The 17,491-nt window shown below is 64.7% G+C and carries 16 protein-coding genes and 1 other RNA gene; 7 read left to right on the top strand and 10 right to left on the bottom strand.

Annotated features, from left to right (window positions below; genetic code table 11):
- Positions 1-51 precede the first annotated feature (51 nt).
- The 7 genes from QF118_RS12460 to QF118_RS12430 all read right to left on the bottom strand — a co-directional run bounded on the left by QF118_RS12460 (position 52) and on the right by QF118_RS12430 (position 8,596).
- Complete coding sequence (locus tag QF118_RS12460; RefSeq protein ID WP_282299381.1) at positions 52-849, bottom strand: segregation and condensation protein A; 798 nt, start codon at positions 847-849, stop codon at positions 52-54.
- A complete protein-coding gene (locus QF118_RS12455; protein ID WP_282299380.1) occupies positions 842-1,852 on the bottom strand; it encodes a glycoside hydrolase family 3 N-terminal domain-containing protein in 1,011 nt (336 codons plus the stop codon). Before QF118_RS12455 ends, QF118_RS12460 begins: the two co-directional genes overlap by 8 nt.
- Entirely contained in the window at positions 1,849-2,859 is a 1,011-nt protein-coding gene (locus QF118_RS12450; RefSeq protein WP_282299379.1) for an SPOR domain-containing protein, read from the bottom strand. The genes QF118_RS12455 and QF118_RS12450 overlap by 4 nt, the downstream gene beginning before the upstream one ends.
- Before the next feature lie 78 nt (positions 2,860-2,937).
- The gene (gene argS / locus QF118_RS12445; protein ID WP_282299378.1) at positions 2,938-4,680 is read right to left on the bottom strand and encodes an arginine--tRNA ligase; all 1,743 of its coding nucleotides are present in this window, start codon (positions 4,678-4,680) and stop codon (positions 2,938-2,940) included.
- A 79-nt stretch (positions 4,681-4,759) separates the two neighbouring features.
- Positions 4,760-6,619, bottom strand: a complete 1,860-nt coding sequence (locus QF118_RS12440) for a cation:proton antiporter (protein ID WP_282299377.1) — start codon at positions 6,617-6,619, stop codon at positions 4,760-4,762.
- Between the two features lie 135 nt (positions 6,620-6,754).
- Positions 6,755-7,372, bottom strand: a complete 618-nt coding sequence (locus tag QF118_RS12435; protein ID WP_282299376.1) for an SDR family oxidoreductase — start codon at positions 7,370-7,372, stop codon at positions 6,755-6,757.
- Positions 7,373-7,435: 63 nt separating this feature from the next.
- Positions 7,436-8,596, bottom strand: a complete 1,161-nt coding sequence (locus tag QF118_RS12430; protein ID WP_282299375.1) for a deoxyguanosinetriphosphate triphosphohydrolase — start codon at positions 8,594-8,596, stop codon at positions 7,436-7,438.
- An 81-nt stretch (positions 8,597-8,677) separates the two neighbouring features.
- Here QF118_RS12430 and QF118_RS12425 point away from each other — a divergent pair, with 81 nt between their 5' ends.
- Positions 8,678-9,001 (top strand): HesB/IscA family protein, encoded by a 324-nt coding sequence (locus tag QF118_RS12425; RefSeq protein ID WP_282299374.1) that lies wholly within the window; start codon positions 8,678-8,680, stop codon positions 8,999-9,001.
- A gap of 54 nt (positions 9,002-9,055) precedes the next feature.
- On the opposite strand, the gene QF118_RS12420 is transcribed toward QF118_RS12425, so the two are convergent.
- From QF118_RS12420 to QF118_RS12410, 3 genes are all read right to left on the bottom strand, one after another.
- The gene (locus tag QF118_RS12420; RefSeq protein WP_282299373.1) at positions 9,056-9,928 is read right to left on the bottom strand and encodes a DMT family transporter; all 873 of its coding nucleotides are present in this window, start codon (positions 9,926-9,928) and stop codon (positions 9,056-9,058) included.
- A complete protein-coding gene (locus QF118_RS12415; protein WP_282299372.1) occupies positions 9,925-10,986 on the bottom strand; it encodes a DUF6902 family protein in 1,062 nt (353 codons plus the stop codon). The genes QF118_RS12420 and QF118_RS12415 overlap by 4 nt, the downstream gene beginning before the upstream one ends.
- A 66-nt stretch (positions 10,987-11,052) precedes the next feature.
- The gene (locus QF118_RS12410; protein ID WP_282299371.1) at positions 11,053-11,715 is read right to left on the bottom strand and encodes a DUF6749 domain-containing protein; all 663 of its coding nucleotides are present in this window, start codon (positions 11,713-11,715) and stop codon (positions 11,053-11,055) included.
- A gap of 388 nt (positions 11,716-12,103) precedes the next feature.
- Here QF118_RS12410 and xth point away from each other — a divergent pair, with 388 nt between their 5' ends.
- The 6 genes from xth (at position 12,104) to fumC (ending at position 17,427) form a co-directional block, all read left to right on the top strand.
- A complete protein-coding gene (gene xth / locus QF118_RS12405) occupies positions 12,104-12,886 on the top strand; it encodes an exodeoxyribonuclease III (protein ID WP_282299370.1) in 783 nt (260 codons plus the stop codon).
- A 107-nt stretch (positions 12,887-12,993) separates the two neighbouring features.
- Positions 12,994-13,342: a transfer-messenger RNA gene (gene ssrA / locus QF118_RS12400) on the top strand.
- A 107-nt stretch (positions 13,343-13,449) separates the two neighbouring features.
- On the top strand, positions 13,450-14,094 hold the full coding sequence (locus QF118_RS12395; RefSeq protein WP_282299369.1) for a DUF1194 domain-containing protein: 645 nt from the start codon (positions 13,450-13,452) through the stop codon (positions 14,092-14,094).
- 50 nt (positions 14,095-14,144) lie between these two features.
- On the top strand, positions 14,145-15,371 hold the full coding sequence (gene chrA, locus QF118_RS12390) for a chromate efflux transporter (protein ID WP_282299368.1): 1,227 nt from the start codon (positions 14,145-14,147) through the stop codon (positions 15,369-15,371).
- A 63-nt stretch (positions 15,372-15,434) separates the two neighbouring features.
- Complete coding sequence (locus QF118_RS12385; RefSeq protein WP_282299367.1) at positions 15,435-15,914, top strand: SspB family protein; 480 nt, start codon at positions 15,435-15,437, stop codon at positions 15,912-15,914.
- A gap of 118 nt (positions 15,915-16,032) precedes the next feature.
- Positions 16,033-17,427: a class II fumarate hydratase gene (gene fumC / locus QF118_RS12380; RefSeq protein WP_282299366.1), complete on the top strand. Its 1,395-nt coding sequence runs from the start codon at positions 16,033-16,035 to the stop codon at positions 17,425-17,427.
- Positions 17,428-17,491 lie beyond the last annotated feature (64 nt).

Below are 17,491 nucleotides of genomic sequence, written 5' to 3'. Positions count from 1 at the left end.
AACAGGCTGTCGCGGCGGCCGGGTGCCGGGGTGGCGTCGATGTCGGATGTGTCAGTCACGCGGCCTCTCCCGTCTGCGCATCTGGATCGGGGCAAAGCTTTCCGATTGCCTCATTTCGGCGTGCCCTTCCTTGACCAGTTGCAACGAAGCCGCAAAGGTCGCCGCCGTGGCCGAGCGCCAGCGCACCGGGTCTTCGGTCCAGCCATCGGGCAGATAACTTTGGATATCCGTCCATTGTCCGGCAAAGCCGATCATGCCGCGCAGCCGGTCCAGCGCCTCTTCCATGGTAAAGACGTCTTCGCGATCCATCACAAAGGGGCGGAATTCGTCACGGGTGCGGGTGCGGGCATAGCCCTGCATCAGGTCCACCAGCGTCGCGGTGTATTCGACCTTGCGCACGCGCTCCATCTTTTCGGGAATGCCGCGGGCAAAGAAATCCTTGCCCAGCTGGTCGCGCGCCATCAGCTGCGCCGCCGCCTGTCGCATCGCCTGCAGGCGTTCCAGCTGAAACGCCAGGTGGGCGGCCAGCTCTTCGCCTGACGGGCCGTCCTCGGTCGGGTCCGGCGGCAGCAGCAGGCGCGATTTCAGAAAGGCCAGCCAGGCGGCCATGACCAGATAGTCGGCGGCCAGTTCGATCCGCAGTTCCTTGGCCTTTTCGACAAAGTTCAGGTACTGGCGCGACAAAGCGAGGATCGAGATCTTGCGCAGGTCGACCTTTTGCACCCGCGCCATGTTCAGCAACAGGTCCAGCGGCCCTTCGAACCCGTCGACGTCGACGACCAGCGCCTCGGCGGCAAGGCGCGCTTCGACGGTCTGGGGCTGGTCAAACAGGTCTTCGCTGTCAGTCATGGGTTGCGTGCTCAAGGCTCAGGGCCTCAAACTCGGCGTCCAGCTGTGCGATGTCAACCTTTGCAGGGGGTTTGCGCGCGGCAAGCGCCCGCGCGGCCCGGGCCTGCGCGGCCTCGGACATCGGGCCGATGGCCTGCATCAAATCCTGCATTTCCGCCAGATCGCCGTTGCAATGCAGCACCGCATCACAGCCCGCCGCCAGCGCCGCGACGCCGCGTTCGGGCACCGTGCCCGACAGCGCCTGCATGGAAATGTCATCGGTCATCAAGAACCCGTCAAAGCCGATCTGCCGGCGGATCAAGTCGATCATCACCGGCGAGATGGTCGAGGGACGCGGGTCGATCCCTTCAAAGACCAGATGGCAGGTCATGCCCAGCGGCATGTCGGCAAAGGCTGCGAAAGCCGCGAAATCCACACTGTCCAGTTCGGCGCGCGGGGCGTTGACGCGGGGCAGTTCAAGGTGGCTGTCCAGCGTGCCCAGCCCGTGGCCGGGCATATGCTTGATCACCGGCAGAACGCCCATGTCCAGATGCGCCTGCGCCACGGCACGGCCCAGCGTCACCACCTGGTCGACCGTGTCGCCCAACAGCCGGTTGCGCAGCACCGCATGGGTGTCGGGGCGCGCCACGTCCAGTGCCGGCGAACAATTGCCGTCAATGCCAAGCGCCAGCAGCTCGGCGCTGATGATCCGGTAGCGCAGCGCCATGGCCTGAGCGGCGGCGGCGCCAAAGCGTGTCACATCCTGCAGCGGCGGCAGCCAGTCACGGGCCAAAGGCGGGCGCATCCGCTGCACCCGGCCGCCTTCCTGATCGACAAAGATGGGCGCGTTCCAACCCACCGCGTCGCGCAAGGCACCGGTCAGCGCACGGATCTGTCCGGTGCTTTCCAGGTTGCGCGAAAACAGGATGAAGCCAAAGGGATTGACCTTTGAAAAGAAACGCTTTTCCTCGTCCGACAGATGGGTGCCTTCGCACCCTAGAATGGCCGCGCCAAAGGGCTTCACCGGGTGACCACCGGGATGCAATCGACGTTTTGCGCGACAAAGGCCGCACAGAACCGGCGGGCGTCGGACAGATCGTCAAAGCCATGGGCGCGCAGCCGGTAAAAGGTGCGCCCGCCCGAACTGGCTTTTTGGATCACGCGATCCTTGCCCTCAAGATAATCGCCAAACCGCCCTTCGAGCCGCTGCCATTCGGCGCGCGCGGTTTCGGGGCTGTCAAAGGCGCCGATCTGCACCAGCCGCGTGCCTGTCGGCAAAGCGGCCGCGTCCAGCTCGCGTGCCGAGGCCTGCGCGACGGTGGCCGCGATGGTTTCGGGGGCCAGTGCCGTCAGGGAGGCCTCTTGAATGCCTGCGGGGCGCACGCGCGGGCGCAGCGACCGGGCCAGTCCGGGCCCGGGCAATGGCGTCTCGGCGGTGGTTGTCGTGCTGCTGTCCAGCAGCGCCATGTCGGTTTCGGCCTCGTCATCGAGGGTTTCGGCTGGGGCCAGCGCACCCAGCGGCACGGCCCCGGCGGCCAGCTGATTGGCCAGGGCCTGAATCGGGTCAAGCTCGGCCTCGGGGGCGTCTTGCGCGGGCGCGCCTGCGTCGGGCACGGCCAGGTCGGGCGCGGGTTGCAGCGCCACGGCGCGCGGGGCGGCCTCGGGTTCGGGAATGGCCGCCAGCAGGCCCTGGGCCACGTCGTCTTCGCTAAGCCCGGCAGGGCGCGGAGCCAGCACAAGGCGATCGGCGGGCGGCGCGGCAATGCCGCTGCCCGCCACCTGGTTGACCGCAAGGCCCTGGTGATCGGCCAGCGTTCCGCCGGGGTTCTCGGGGGCGATGCGCATCGGGGTGGCGGTTGCCCGCACCACCGGCACGCCGGACACGTCGCGCGCGACGACCTTGTAACCCCATATGCCAACGCCAACGATCAAGGCCAAGGACGCAACCGCCCCGGCCCAATTGGTCACAGAGGCCACATTGCGCGGCGCAGGCGCCGAAGTCGCGGCACCGTGATAGGTGTAATCGGTCATTTTGCCTCGTCTCGTCCGGGCGGTACGTTGCCGCCCAGATCTGCTGCTCTGCCTAATGCCCGATGGCGGCGCCTTGTGTCAGCGCATTTCCTCCATCGGGGTCACGCCAAGAATACCCAGACCGGACGAAATGACAACCGCCGTGGCACGGGCCAGCGCGATCTTGCTCTGGGATGTTGCAGGATCGTCCTGCAAGAACCGCAAGGCGGGTTCGTCATTGCCCCGGTTCCACAGGCCATGCAGGTCGGATGCGACCTCGGACAGGTAGGTTGCGACCCGGTGCGGTTCATTGCCGCGCGCCGCGATCTCGATCAGGCGCGGCCATTCGGCCAGCTTGCGCGCCAGTTCCAGCTCGTCCTCGTGGGCCATGGTCGAAAGATCGACCCCGGCCAGGGTTTCGTCAGACACATCAATGCCTTGCTCGGCGGCCTTGCGCATGACGGAACAGACCCGCGCATGGGCATACTGGACGTAGAACACCGGGTTTTCCTTGGACTGTTCGACCACCTTGTCGAAATCGAAATCCAGCGGCGCGTCGTTCTTGCGGGTCAGCATGTGGAACCGCGCCACGTCGGGGCCGACCAGATCGACCAGATCGCGCAAGGTGACAAAGGTCCCTGCCCGCTTGGACATCTTGAACGGTTCGCCGTTCTTGAACAGCTTGACCAGCTGCACCAGCTTGATGTCCAGCGGCACGCGGCCCTCGGACAGCGCCGAAACCGCCGCCTTCATCCGTTTGACATAACCGCCATGGTCGGCGCCAAAGATGTCGATCAACAGATCGAAACCGCGCATCACCTTGTCATAGTGATAGGCGATATCGGGGGCGAAATAGGTCCACGATCCGTCCGACTTCATGATCGGGCGGTCGACGTCATCGCCATGCGCGGTGGATTTGAACAGCGTCTGTTCGCGCGGCTCCCAGTCTTCGGGGGTCTTGCCCTTGGGCGGCTCAAGCGTGCCGCGATAGATCAACCCCTTGGCGCGCAACGAGTCGATGGCCGCCTCGATCTTGCCGGTGCCATAAAGCGATTTTTCCGAAAAGAAGTGGTCCATGTGCACGCCAAGCGCCGCCAGATCTTCGCGGATCAGCGCCATCATCGCCTCGGTGGCGAATTCGCGCACCTCGTCCAGCCACTCTTCTTCGGGGGCCTCAAGCCAGATGTCGCCGACCTTGTCCTTGAGCGCCTCTCCGACCGGGATCAGGTAATCGCCGGGATAGCTGCCCTCGGGCCAGTCGACGCTGAGGTCATGCGCCTCCTGGTAACGCATATAGACCGAGCGGGCCAAAACATCGACCTGCGCGCCGCCGTCGTTGATGTAATATTCGCGCGTCACCTCGTAGCCGGCATAATCCAGCAGGCTGGCGATCGCATCGCCCACCACGGCGCCACGGGCATGGCCCACGTGCATCGGGCCGGTGGGGTTGGCGCTGACGTATTCGACGTTGACCTTTTGCCCCTTGCCCATGTCGGACCGGCCATAGCCGTTGCCCGCCTTCAGGATCGCGCCGGGCAGGTGCTGCCAGACGGTGGGCGACAGCCGCAGGTTCAGGAACCCCGGGCCGGCCACCTCGGCGCTGGCGATGCGCGGATCATCGGCCAGCTTTGCGGCCAGGGCTTCGGCGATGTCGCGCGGCTTTTTCCCGGCCGGCTTGGACAGAACCATCGCGGCATTGGTCGCCATGTCGCCATGGGCGGCGTCGCGCGGCGGTTCGACCGTCACGGGGGACAGGGTCAGCCCATCGGGCAACAGCCCTTCGGCTTGCAGTGCCTCGATCGAGGAAATCACCAGGCTGCGGATATCGTTGAACAGGTTCATGTCAGGAGGCTCCTAGGTCTTGGAGCCCCCTGTATCACGATGGCGCGCAGGGTCAAATCCGGCTTTGCGGCGCAAAGCGTCAGGCCCCGGCCTGCCCGCCTGCCCTGTCGGCGCCGTTCTGCACCTCTTTGCGAGTATCGCGCGTGGGCATCAGCGCAAGGATCTGCGCGCCCTTGCTGCCCTTGGGGCTGTCCTTTGGTCCCAGCAGGCGCAGGGTGCCATTGGGGCCAAGTTCCGCCGTGACGATCGCCTCGGGGTTCTTTTCGCGCCATTGCTCCATACCGAATTCCTCGGTCAACTGCGTGACGCGGAACTCCCAGCCCTGAGCAAGCCGCGCATTGGCCTCGAAAAACGTCTCGTCGGCGCCGATGGCACGTCCGCCCAGGGTGGACGGCAGGGCGTGGCGCGTGCTGGATTGTTTGACCCGCTTGAGCTGAAGCACGTTTTCGCGGCCGAATTCCGGCGCAAGGTCGGTCGCCACAAGGGTGTTGTAGGCGTCGTTGTCAGTGGCGCAGACCAGCTTTTCATAGGTGGCCAGCTCCAGCTTGTGTTCTGCCGCCTCGGACAGGATATCGCCGAAAAAGGTTTCGATCCCGGCCTCGCGCGCGCTGCGCAGATGGGCATGGTTGGGATCGGCGATGATCACCGGCAACTCCAGCTTTTGCAGGGCCTTGGCCAGGGCCACGGACCAGCGCGACCCGCCCAGGATCATCACCCCCGGCTTGCGACCGGCGGTCAGGCCAAGCGCATGCGCCAGCGGCGTCAAAGTAAATCCGTGCAGCACCACCGTGGCCGCGACCAAAGCAAAGGCCAGAGGCGCGATGCGGTCCGCGTCCTCGATCCCCAGCTGCACCAGCCGTTCTCCGAACAGCCCCGCCACGGCCACCAGAACCACGCCGCGCGGCCCGGTAAAGGCGACCAGCAGCCGTTCCTTCCAGGGCACGTTGGAAAAGGCCAGCGCGATCAGCACCGGCAGCGGCCGCGCGATCAGGATCACCGACAGCACAAAGGCCGCCGCGCGCCAGTCCAGCGTCATCAGCGTCTCAAGGCTCATGCCCGCCGCCAGCAGGATGAAGACCCCCGACACAAGCAGCACCGTGGCATGCTCCTTGAAGCGGCGCAGCTCGGTATAGCTGGGCAGGTCGGCGTTGGCGATCCAGATCCCCATGATGGTCACGGCCAGCAGCCCGCTTTCGTGCAAAACCGCATTGGAAAGCGCAAAAATGGCAATAAGAACAACGAACAGGACGGGGACCTTCATGTATTCCGGCACCCACGCATTGCGGAACGACCGCGCGATGCCCCAGCCCGCGCCAAGCCCCAGAATGGTGGCAAAGCCGATCCCGATCACCAGCTGCTGCACCGCATGGGCGCCGCCCGTGGCGGTTTGCAGCACGATCACGACCTCGAAGGCCAGAACAGCCGCCAGCGCGCCGACCGGATCGTTCACGATCGCCTCCCATTGCAGCAGGGCCGCGGGGCGTTTCGACAGCCGCGCCTGGCGCAGCAAGGGGGCAATCACCGTTGGGCCGGTGACGATCATGATGCCGCCAAAGACCGCCGCGCCCTCCCAGCTGAGGCCCGCCACGTAGTGCAGCGCCGCCGTCGAGGCGATCCAGCCCAGCGGCGCGCCGACAAAGACCAGCCGCCGCACCCCCACTGCCGCATCGCGCAGGGTTTCAAGGTTCAGCGTCAGACCGCCTTCGAACAGGATGATGGCCACCGCGATGGCCACCATCGGCGACAGCATGTCGCCAAATTGCAGGGCCGGATCAAGAACCCCCAGCGCAGGGCCGATCAGCAGGCCCGCCACCAGCATCAGAACGATGGCCGGCAGGCGCAGTTTCCAGGCCAGCCACTGACTGCCCACGCCCAATGCCCCGACAAGCGAAAAGGCCAAGACCGGGTCCAGCCCGCCTGCGGTTTCTGCTACTGCCATTCCAGTTCATCCTTATGTCGCGCAGGGCGCGTTTGGTCCATTTCAGCACAGCTTTACCCGGTTCGACAGCCAAGTTGAACGCCCTTGCGGCGCTATTTGTTCCTTGCCCCTACGTCTTGGGTCCCCGCGACCCGGTCAGGGGTGCCACTGCACCACCGACCCCGATTGCAGCCCCCGCGACACCGGGTGACACAGCACCAGCACGCAGTCGCCGGCAGACAGGCACTCGGACCCGGTCCAGGAACAGCCCTCGTCGCGCATCTCGATGCCCAGGAAGCGGCCCGGATCAACCTGTTGCGCAAAGTGCCGGACCAGCGCCGCATAGCCCGCCGCGCGGGTTCCACGGTTTGGCGCCGGGCGGCCGTCGCCCTGCGGATAGGCAAGAACGGCGCTGGCGCGGCCCTGCCGGATCCCCGGTGCAAAGGCCGCCGCCAGCGCCGCGCTGCGCGAAAAGACGTCGCGCGTCTGCGCCAGCGACATCGCCTCGCACAGCGGGAACAGATCGACGTAGATGTCCAGCGGCTCTTCGGCCCAGGCCTCTTGCAACAGGTGCAGCACGTCGCGTTGCCCCATGTTGATCGCCAGGGGTTCGATGCGGGCGGGGGAATGCTGGGCCAGGGCGCGCAGCTGCGCCTCGTCGGTGCCGATGGCCACGACCTTGGCGCCGAATCCCGCAAGGCGCCGCACCAGCGACGCGCCCATCGGGTGTTCGGCCCCGGCAATCACGGCCACCTTGTCCTTGAACCTGGTCACGTTGAACAACCCGCGCCCCTTTCCACCGCAAGATGTGCCACAGAAGGCCCAGGGCCAAAAGCCCTAGCTGCCGTCGTGCAGGATATCGGTGCCGGTGAACTGGGCATGTTGCTGAAGCGCATAGCGATCGGTCATCCCGGCGATGTAATCGGCGACCAGCCGGGCCCGGGTGGTATCGTCGGTGGCGGCCTGTGCCTCGGGGTGCCAGCGGCCGGGCAGCAGCGACAGGTCGGCCATGTAGATCGGGAAAAGCTCCTCGACGACCTTGGTGACCAGCGCGCGCTGGCGCATGACGCTGGGGGCGCGGTACATGTTCTTGAACAGAAAGTCGCGGATCTGCTTGAGCTCGGCCCATAGCCCGTCGGAAAAGGCGATGACCGGGCGGCCAAATTCGCGGATGTCCTGCGCCGAAGTGCAGCCCGCATCCACCAGTCGCGCCTGCGAGGTGTCGATCACATCGGCCACCATGGCGCCAAAAACCCGGCGCAGCCCTTCGTGGCGGCGCCGATAGGCATCGGTATCGGGGTACAGGCGGTCGACCTCGGCATAGGCGGGGCCGACGATGGGCAGCGCGCAGATCTCTTCTTCGGTGAACAGGCCGGCGCGCAGCCCGTCGTGCAGATCGTGGTTGTTGTAGGCCACATCGTCCGACAGCGCGGCAACCTGCGCCTCGGCGCTGGCGTGGGTGTGCAGTTCCAGATCGTGGAGGGCGTTGTATTCGGCCAGGGCATAGGGAATCGGTTCCTTGACCGGGCCATTGTGCTTGGCGATGCCTTCCAGCGTATCCCAGGTCAGGTTCAGCCCGTCGAATTCGGCGTAATGGCATTCCAGCTTGGTCACGATGCGCAGGGTCTGGGCGTTGTGGTCAAAGCCGCCATAGGGCGCCATCAGCGCGTGCAGCGCGTCCTCTCCGGTATGGCCAAAGGGGGTGTGGCCCAGATCATGCGCCAGGGCGACCGCCTCGGTCAGATCCGTGTTCAATCCCAAGGCGTTGGCGATGGTTCTTGCCACCTGCGCCACCTCGATCGAATGGGTCAGCCGGGTGCGAAAGAAATCGCCCTCGTGTTCGACGAAAACCTGGGTCTTGTGTTTCAGCCGCCGGAACGACGACGCATGGATGATGCGGTCCCGATCCCGTTGAAAACACGACCGAAAGGCGCTTTCTTCCTCTGCGACCAGCCGTCCGCGCGATTGCGCCGGGTCGCAGGCAAAACCTGCACGCATGCCTCATGTATCCTTGTCGCCTGTCCTGCGCGCCCTTATATTCCGCCCAGACACCAAGTTAAAGCACAGGACACCCCCACAATGCAGCTGCCCCCGAAAGTGACGGATCGCGCCTTTGAACGGCTGGCCGAAATCGGTGCGGGCGATGCCGGCAAGGCGCTGCGCGTCGCGGTCGAAGGCGGCGGCTGTTCGGGGTTTCAGTACGAGATCAAACTGGACGACCCGGAGGCCGAGGATATCGTGCTGGAAGGTCACGGTCAGCGCGTCGTGGTGGACCCTGTATCGCTGCCCTTCCTGTCCGGCGCGGTGATCGATTTCACCGAAGAGCTGATCGGCGCACGCTTTGTGATCGACAATCCCAACGCCACCAGTTCGTGCGGTTGCGGAACGTCCTTTTCCATGTAAAAACCGCCCCTTGTCAGGGGCAGCTAATGTGATGCGTCAGGATTTACCCTTGATTTACGCGCGCTGTGCGGCGCCTTTGGACAGGGTTTCCTCGGCCACCAGCCACAGCCCCGAGGCGATGACCAACATGACCCCCAGCACAGTGCCAAGGCTGGGCAGCTCGCCAAAGGCGAAGATGCCGATGGCCACCATCCAGACGAATTGCACATTCATCACCGGCATGGCGACATAGGCGGGCAGCAGGCGCATCGCCTCGGCCGAAACATAGCGCGCCCCGAACAGGAAGAACGCGTAGGCCACGACCCAGACGCCGTCCATCAGGCCCATCGGTTTCCAGACAAAGGGCAGCGCCACGGCCATGGTCAGCGCCAGGCCAAGGTTGGGCCAGAAGACCTGCGCCAGCGGGGCGCGCTCGACCTTGGCAATGACCCGCGCCAGCAGCATCGAGGTCGCCCCGGACAGCGCCGCCAGCAAGGCCCAGGCATGGCCGGCCTGCGCGCCGCTGATGCCGCCGGGCAGCAGGAACAGAACACCGCCCGCCCCCAGCGACAACGCCAGCCAGGCCAGCGGGCGCGGCGCTTCGCCCAGCATCGGGCCAGACAGGGACGCGGCGATCAGCGGGATCAGACCGATGAACAAAAAGACATCAGCAAAGGGCAGCAGGCGGAAGGCCTGGAAAAAGGCGACGGCCGCCACGACGGTCAGCACGCTGCGCAGCGCCATGGGGCGAACCGATTTGATCCGCAGGCTTTCGCCCTTGCTGGCCCGCGCCGCGCCCGCCGACATCAGCACCACAAGCGCTGCCGACATGGCATACAGCTGCGGCGCCTCATAGCTGCCGGACACCAGTTTGGTGATGCCGTCGGCGGCGGCGATCATGCCGGTGAACAGGACCGCCAGCCCTGCCCCCACAAGCGCCGGATTCATTGGCCACCTGCCCGGGCGAACCCTTCGAAATAGGCCTCGAAATGCTGGCTGGTGCCGGCGGCGATCTCAAGCATGTCGCGGGCCTGTTCGGACAGAGAATTGGCCATCCGGCCGCGCATGATCCCCCAGTCGCCGACCCGCGCATCGTCCAGCGCCAGCATCGCCTGGCTGATTTCGCGCAAGGCCGCCGCCTGTGTCGGGGCCTTTTCGAAACGCATCCGCTCACTACCGAAAGACTTGCGGAACACCGGGCCGCCGATCACGGCCTCGTGCCAGTTGCAGATCAGGAAATCGTGGTAGTTGTCGTTGAGCGAGACGCTCGGCCCCTCTTCGACGGTGAAGTACTGGGTTTCCTGCCGCAGCCAGGCGGTCCAGACCGGCGGAGGCACCTCGTTCAGGTAGTGCATGCAGATGCAGATCTCGGCCAAAAGGTCGGCGTTCTGATCCAGAAAGGCGGTCAGCCCGGCGAAATGCAGGCTGGTGACGACCTCATCCCCCAGATCGACCCGGCGGCTGCCGTATTCGGTCAGGTAAAAGACGATATGCGTCAACTCATAGGCCGCCTTCTTGTTGGGCAGCGCAAAGGTCGCGGTGCGGTGCATGAAGGCCATCAGGCGATCGTCCAGCCCCGGATCGCGGATCGGATCAACGCCGCGGCGGCCCATCAGACGGCGCGCCTCGGCGCGTTGCAGATCGGACATCTCGGCCTGGGCCAGCCCTTCGGAGGCGGCGAAATCGACCATCTTTTGCGCCTGGTCGCCGGGCATTCCCAGATCTTCGAGATCCAGCGCCAGCGACAACAAGAAGCGGTAGTATTGCGGGAAAAAGCGCAGGCGCTTTTCGGCCTGGGCGTAGAAATTGGCATGCACGGCCAGCGCCTGGGGATCGGTGGGCAGGCCGGTGCTTTGCAGGATGTTCAGCATCTCTGCGTTTTCTTTCAACCAGAACACGTCCTCGCCTGTGCGGCGGTGTTGTGCAAAGTTGGCCAGAAGCGCGGTGACCCGCGCCTCCAGGGGCAGAATCCGGGACGGGACGGCCAGTTCGATGACATTGCTCATGAGATGTCTCCTTCCTGTGAGGGTTCAGCAAGGCGGCCTATCCGCCCCGCCCGGGTTCAGCTGGACTCAGGCTGTGGTCGGCTTGGACCAGGACATGAAGGCCTCGACCGCATCGCCATTTTCGGTGTTGGTCGCGCGCGGGCCGGACCAGCTCATGAAGCTTTCGACCGCATCGCCGGTTTCAGCGCGGGTATCGCGCGGGCCGGACCAGGACATGAAGCTTTCGACCGCATCGCCGGTTTCGGCGCGGGTATCGCGCGGGCCGGACCAGCTCATGAAGCTTTCAACCGCATCGCCGGTTTCAGCGCGGGTGTCGCGGGGGCCGGACCAGCTCATGAAGCTTTCGACGGCGTCGCCGGTTTCAGCGCGGGTGTCGCGCGGGCCGGACCAGGACATGAAGCTTTCGACCGCATCGCCGGTTTCGGCGCGGGTGCCACGGGGACCGGACCAGGACATGAAGCTTTCGACCGCATCGCCGGTTTCGGCGCGGGTGCCACGGGGACCGGACCAGGACATGAAGCTTTCGACCGCATCGCCGGTTTCGGCGCGGGTATCGCTGGGTCCGGACCAGGACATCAGGCTCTCAACAGCGTCACCGGTTTCCATCGAGGTGCCCGCCGGGCCCGACCAGGACATGCAGCTTTCGACCGCATCACCACAAAAGGCGTTGTTTGCGCTGGTGGAGGAAAGGAATTGTTCAGCAGTGTTGTGCTTAAGTTGGGCAGTCATTTTCGTGTTCCTTGAGTGGGTTGCGTGGTATGCCCTTTCGAGTTGCAACCAAAACACGTTTGCAAAAAAGTTAATTCTTGTTAAGGTTGTTTAATACCGCAATTATTCACATCAAAATCGTATCACACTGACGCTAATCAGCCGCAAAATCCGAGTTACCCCCAGAGAAATTTTTTCTGTGGATAAAATATTTCTTTGCAACGCAACGGGACTTTGCAAAGTTGCAAACCGTCGAATCATCCCCCGAATCTGTGAGATCGCCCCGGGTAACCCGCGGCCCCTGCGCCGCCCGCAGGGCACTTTGCGCGCCATTTTGGGGGAAATCTGCCGCTTGAATCTTTGGCCGAAAGCCGGGACTTTGCCCGCCATGACAAAGGGGAGCCCGATTGTGAAAATCGCCACATTCAACATCAACGGAATCAAGGCCCGGCTGAACGCGCTGACCGACTGGCTGGACGAGGCGCAGCCCGATGTGGTGCTTTGCCAGGAGATCAAGTCGGTCGACGAAGCCTTTCCGCGCGAACCGTTCGAAGACCGCGGCTATAACGTCGAGACCCATGGGCAAAAGGGCTTTAACGGAGTGGCGATCCTGTCCAAGCGCCCGCTGGAGGACGTCACGCGCGGCCTGCCGGGCGATGACACGGACGAACAGGCACGCTGGATCGAAGCGACAGTGGTGGGCGATACCCATGCCTGCCGGCTGTGCGGGCTGTACCTGCCCAACGGCAACCCGGTGCCGGGGCCCAAGTATGACTACAAGCTGGACTGGATGAAGCGCCTTGAGGCGCGGGCGCGCGATCTGCTGGCCGACGAGATGCCGGCGCTGATGGGCGGCGATTACAACATCATCCCGCAAGCCGAGGACGCCGCAAAGCCCGAGGCCTGGGTCGAGGACGCCCTGTTCCGCCCCGAAAGCCGCGCTGCCTATCGGCGGATCCTGAACCTGGGCTTTACCGAAGCCTTTCGCGCGCAGACCGAGGGGCCGGGGCATTACAGTTTCTGGGACTATCAGGCCGGAGCCTGGCAGCGCGACAACGGCATCCGGATCGACCATTTCCTGCTGACGCCGCAGGCCGCCGACCTGATGGTGTCCTGCACCATCGACAAGCAGGTGCGCGGGCGCGAAAAACCGTCGGATCATGTGCCGGTGGTGTTGGAGATCGCGCTTTGAAGGCTGGCGTTTGCGCGGATATCGAAGGGCGACCGGGGCGCTGCCCCGGACCCCGGGATATTTGCGGCACAAAGAAACAGGGACGCTTTGCGCAATTGCCGCGGATGGCGCTTGAAACGCGGTTGGCGCGGGCCTATATTCGGTTTGTCCCCTTGGGGACTATGGGCATAAACGCGCATGGAATAAACGGATCGGACCCGGGGGCGGTACCCGGCGTCTCCACCAAAATCCTTCGTTTGAGGATCATGGGGACGAAATAGGATCGACGAACGCGTAAAGATGTAGCTTTGTCCCGGTGAGATACCACCGTTATCGGTTCACAAAGTACAATTGCAAACGACAATCGTGCTCCGGTTGCTCTGGCTGCGTAAGCAGTTCGAGGAATCGAAAATTAAGTCCTTGCGCCTAGCAGCGTAAGGCGGGGTTCGCAGGCACCTGGCAACAGAAGCCTGCACTTTCCCTATTTGCGTGATCATGGTGGCCCGTTTGGCGGGCGCATGCCCCGCTTGCCCTGTTGGTTGGTTGATCTTGACGCTGGGCTTGGCGGGCAGCACTGTGCCGCCATGCTGCGCGGTCTTGCCTTTGCCCTTTTCATGCCCCTGCCCGCCTGGGCCTGCGAGACGGCCTTGATCCTGGCGATGGACGTGTCGAATTCGGTGGATGCGGGGGAATACAGCCTTCAGATCGAGGGGCTTGCCCTGGCCCTGCAGGACCCCGAGATCATCGAGATCCTGGTCAGGGACAAGGTTGCGCTGAGCGTGACCCAGTGGTCCGGGGTGGACCGTCAGCGCGTGATGATCGACTGGCGCCAGATGCACAGCGCATCCGAGGTGGCGGGCTTTGCCGCCGCCGTGCGCGGGCTTGAGCGCGCCTTTGTGCTGTCGGGCACCGCTCCGGCCGAGGCGCTGGCCCATGCCTTGCGGCATTTCCAGACCGCCCCGACTTGCGCGCGCCGGGTTGTCGACATGTCAGGCGATGGGACACCCAACGCAGGCGGCGAGATCGGGCACATGCGCCAGCGGGCCGAGCGCGCCGGGGTCACCGTCAACGGGCTGGCCATCGAAGGGCTGGGCCGGGCGCTGACCAATTTCTATGCCCGGCAGGTCATCACCCGCGACGGATTTGTCGAGACCGCGCGCGGGCATCGCGACTATGCCCGCGCGATCCGCAAGAAGCTGTTGCGCGAAATCAGCCGGATCATGGGGTGATGGTTCAGACCCCTGCCCCTTCGCTTTCCCCCGCCTCTGCCCCTGTCACGATGCGCCAGTTGGTGCGCAGTTTCGGGAAGATCGGGCTTTTGTCCTTTGGCGGACCGGCGGCGCAGATCGCGCTGATGCATGATGAACTGGTCGAACGCCGCACCTGGCTGAGCGAACAGCAGTTCCTGCGCAGCCTGAGCTTTTGCATGTTGCTGCCCGGCCCCGAGGCAATGCAGCTGGCGACCTATGTCGGCTGGCGTCTGCGCGGCATCGCGGGCGGCGTCATCGCGGGCAGCCTGTTCGTGCTGCCCGGTGCGCTGGTGATCGCGGTTCTGGCGTTGCTGTATGCCCGCTATGGCGCGGCGCCCCAGGCGCAGGCCATGCTGCTGGGGGTCAAGGCCTGCGTCGTGGTGATCGTCGCAAGGGCCCTGCTGCAGATGTCGAAAAAGGCCCTGCGCGGCTGGGAAGACCGGGCGCTGGCGCTGGCCGGGTTCCTGGCGCTTTATGCCGCCGACCTGCCGTTTCCGCTGGTGATCGGGCTGGCCATGCTGTGGGGCGCCCTGCGCAGCCGCCCCGCGGCCGAGGCCTCCGCGCCCCCGCCTGCCGCCCGCGTCACGCCCTGGCCGGTGCTTTTGGGCTGGGCGGGGCTGTGGTTGTTGCCGCTGCCGGTGCTGTACCTGATGGGCCAGAGCCTGCTGTTCGATCTGGCGATGTTCTTTGCGCGGCTGGCGGTGGTCACCTTTGGCGGCGCCTATGCGGTTCTGGCCTACATGGCGCAAGAGGTGGTCGAGGCCCGCGCCTGGCTTGCGCCGGCGCAGATGGTCGATGCGCTGGGGCTGGCGGAAACCACGCCGGGGCCTCTGATCCTCGTGACGCAGTTCGTCGGGATGCTGGTCGGCCACACCGCGGGCGGCGTTGGGCTGGCCCTGATCGCGGGGGCGCTGACGCTGTGGATGACCTTTGTGCCCTGCTTCTTGTGGATCTTTGCCGGTGCCCCCTATGTCGAAACCCTGCTGGCCCGGCCAAGGCTGCAATCGGCGCTGGCGGCGGTCACCGCCGCGGTGGTCGGGGTGATCGCCAACCTGTCGCTGTGGTTCGCGCTGCACCTGCTGTTCGACAAGGTGATCGACACGGGCCTGGGGCCGATGCCCGCCCTGTCCAGCCTGAACCCCGCGCCCCTGCCGCTGATCGCGGTGGCGGGATTTGTCCTGCTTTCCAGGCAAGGCTCGGTTCCCATTGCGCTGGCGCTTTGCGCGGGGCTGGGCTGGTTGGGAAGCCTGGTGTGAATCTCCCTCTTTTCCTCGGCGTCGTTTTCAATATGCTGAGGGCGACTAGGGGAAGGCATCAAGATGTCCGAAGGCATTGACTACGGTAGGCTCATGCATCGCGCCATGCGCGGGCTCATTCAGGAAGTTCTGGAAGGGGTGCGCGACAACGGGCTGCCGGGCGATCACCATTTCTTCATCACCTTCGACACCGGGCATCCGGATGCCGAACTGGCCGATTGGCTGTCGGACCGCTATCCTGGTGAAATGACCGTTGTCATGCAGCATTGGTACGACAACCTCGAAGTCACCGACGAAGGCTTTACCGTGACGCTGAATTTCGGCGATGCGCCGGAACGGCTTTACATCCCCTATGATGCCATCAAGACCTTTGTGGATCCTTCGGTCGAATTCGGCCTGCGCTTTGAAAGCCAGGACGCCGAAGAGGACGAGGCGCGCGAGGACGACGATACGCCCCCCGACGGCCCCGGCGGCAAGATGCCTGCCCCGAAACCGGAAAAGCGCGACGCCGAAGTCGTCAGTCTGGACCGCTTTCGCAAGTAAACCCGCCTGCCTGCGGCGATTTTCCCCGGCCTGTTAACGGTATCCCACGGTATGCCGACTTGTCTTTCTGCGCGCGTCCGGTAAGAGGGTCGCACCCTGAAGCGAGGAGGATGATCCCGTGACCGCAACCCGTACCGAGACCGACAGCTTTGGCCCCCTTGAGGTGCCTACCGACAAGTATTGGGGCGCGCAGACGCAGCGCTCGATCATGAACTTTCCCATTGGCTGGGAAAAACAGCCCGTCGCCATCGTGCGCGCGCTGGGCGTGATCAAAAAGGCCTGTGCGCAGGCCAACATGGCCTCGGGTGATCTGGATGCCACGCTGGGCAAGGCCATCGTTCAGGCCGCGGGTGAAGTCATCGACGGCAAGTTCGACGACAACTTTCCGCTGGTGGTCTGGCAGACCGGGTCGGGCACCCAGTCGAACATGAACTCGAACGAGGTGATCGCCAACCGCGCCATCGAGATCCTCGGCGGCGTGATCGGATCGAAGGACCCGGTGCACCCGAACGATCATTGCAACATGGGGCAGTCGTCCAACGACACCTTCCCGACCGCCATGCATATCGCCACCGCGATGATGGTGCGCGACGTGCTGATGCCGGGGCTGGAAAAGCTGGCCGCCGGGCTGGAACAGAAGTCCGAGGAATTCAAGGACATCATCAAGATCGGCCGCACCCATACGCAGGATGCGACGCCGCTGACGCTGGGCCAGGAATTCGGCGGCTATGCCTGCCAGATCCGCAACGGCATCAAGCGGGTCGAACTGGCCCTGCCCGGCATTTACGAGCTGGCCCAGGGCGGCACCGCCGTCGGCACCGGGCTGAACACGAAAAAGGGTTGGGGCGAAACCGTTGCCGCCAACATGGCCGAAATCACCGGCCTGCCCTTTGTCACCGCGCCCAACAAGTTCGAATCGCTGGCCGCGCATGACGCCATGGTCTTCATGTCCGGCGCCCTGGCCACCGTTGCGGGCGCCATGTACAAGATCGCCAACGACATCCGTTTCCTTGGGTCTGGCCCCCGTTCCGGTCTGGGCGAGCTGATCCTGCCCGAGAACGAGCCGGGATCGTCGATCATGCCGGGCAAGGTCAACCCGACCCAGGCCGAGGCGATGACCCAGGTCGCCGCCCATGTCATGGGCAACGACGCCGCGATCAAGTTCGCCGGCTCGCAAGGGCATTTCGAGCTGAACGTCTATAATCCGATGATGGCCTACAACCTGCTGCAATCGCTGCAGCTTTTGGGTGATGTGGCGGATTCGTTCACCGAGCGCATGCTGCTGGGAATCGAGGCGAACCGCCCGCGCATCCAGAAGCTGATGCAGGAATCGCTGATGCTGGTGACGGCGCTGGCGCCGACCATCGGCTATGACAACGCCACCAAGGTCGCCAAGACCGCCCACAAGAACGGCACGACCCTCAAGGAAGAGGCGATCGCGCTGGGCTTTGTGGACGCGGAGACCTTTGACCGCGTGGTGCGTCCCGAGGACATGATCGGACCGAAGGGCTGAGTTTTCCGGGATCGGGTGCGAGGGACGCTGCCCCTCGCGCTCCCCGGAGTATTTTGACCAAGAA

The sequence above is a fragment of the Tropicibacter oceani genome, from assembly GCF_029958925.1.
Lineage (GTDB): Bacteria > Pseudomonadota > Alphaproteobacteria > Rhodobacterales > Rhodobacteraceae > Pacificoceanicola > Pacificoceanicola oceani.
Note: the sequence above shows the minus strand (reverse complement) of the source record. Positions and strands in the feature narration are given on the sequence as shown.

Excerpts from the sequence above, each read along its gene's own strand:
- QF118_RS12420 (WP_282299373.1), bottom strand. The coding sequence starts at position 9,928 with ATGAATCCGGCGCTTGTGGGGGCAGGGCTGGCGGTCCTGTTCACCGGC.
- argS (WP_282299378.1), bottom strand. The coding sequence starts at position 4,680 with ATGAACCTGTTCAACGATATCCGCAGCCTGGTGATTTCCTCGATCGAG.
- QF118_RS12385 (WP_282299367.1), top strand. The coding sequence starts at position 15,435 with ATGTCCGAAGGCATTGACTACGGTAGGCTCATGCATCGCGCCATGCGC.
- QF118_RS12425 (WP_282299374.1), top strand. The coding sequence starts at position 8,678 with ATGCAGCTGCCCCCGAAAGTGACGGATCGCGCCTTTGAACGGCTGGCC.
- QF118_RS12410 (WP_282299371.1), bottom strand. The coding sequence starts at position 11,715 with ATGACTGCCCAACTTAAGCACAACACTGCTGAACAATTCCTTTCCTCC.
- QF118_RS12415 (WP_282299372.1), bottom strand. The coding sequence starts at position 10,986 with ATGAGCAATGTCATCGAACTGGCCGTCCCGTCCCGGATTCTGCCCCTG.
- chrA (WP_282299368.1), top strand. The coding sequence starts at position 14,145 with ATGCGCCAGTTGGTGCGCAGTTTCGGGAAGATCGGGCTTTTGTCCTTT.
- QF118_RS12440 (WP_282299377.1), bottom strand. The coding sequence starts at position 6,619 with ATGGCAGTAGCAGAAACCGCAGGCGGGCTGGACCCGGTCTTGGCCTTT.
- QF118_RS12430 (WP_282299375.1), bottom strand. The coding sequence starts at position 8,596 with ATGCGTGCAGGTTTTGCCTGCGACCCGGCGCAATCGCGCGGACGGCTG.
- QF118_RS12450 (WP_282299379.1), bottom strand. The coding sequence starts at position 2,859 with ATGACCGATTACACCTATCACGGTGCCGCGACTTCGGCGCCTGCGCCG.
- QF118_RS12460 (WP_282299381.1), bottom strand. The coding sequence starts at position 849 with ATGACTGACAGCGAAGACCTGTTTGACCAGCCCCAGACCGTCGAAGCG.
- QF118_RS12395 (WP_282299369.1), top strand. The coding sequence starts at position 13,450 with ATGCTGCGCGGTCTTGCCTTTGCCCTTTTCATGCCCCTGCCCGCCTGG.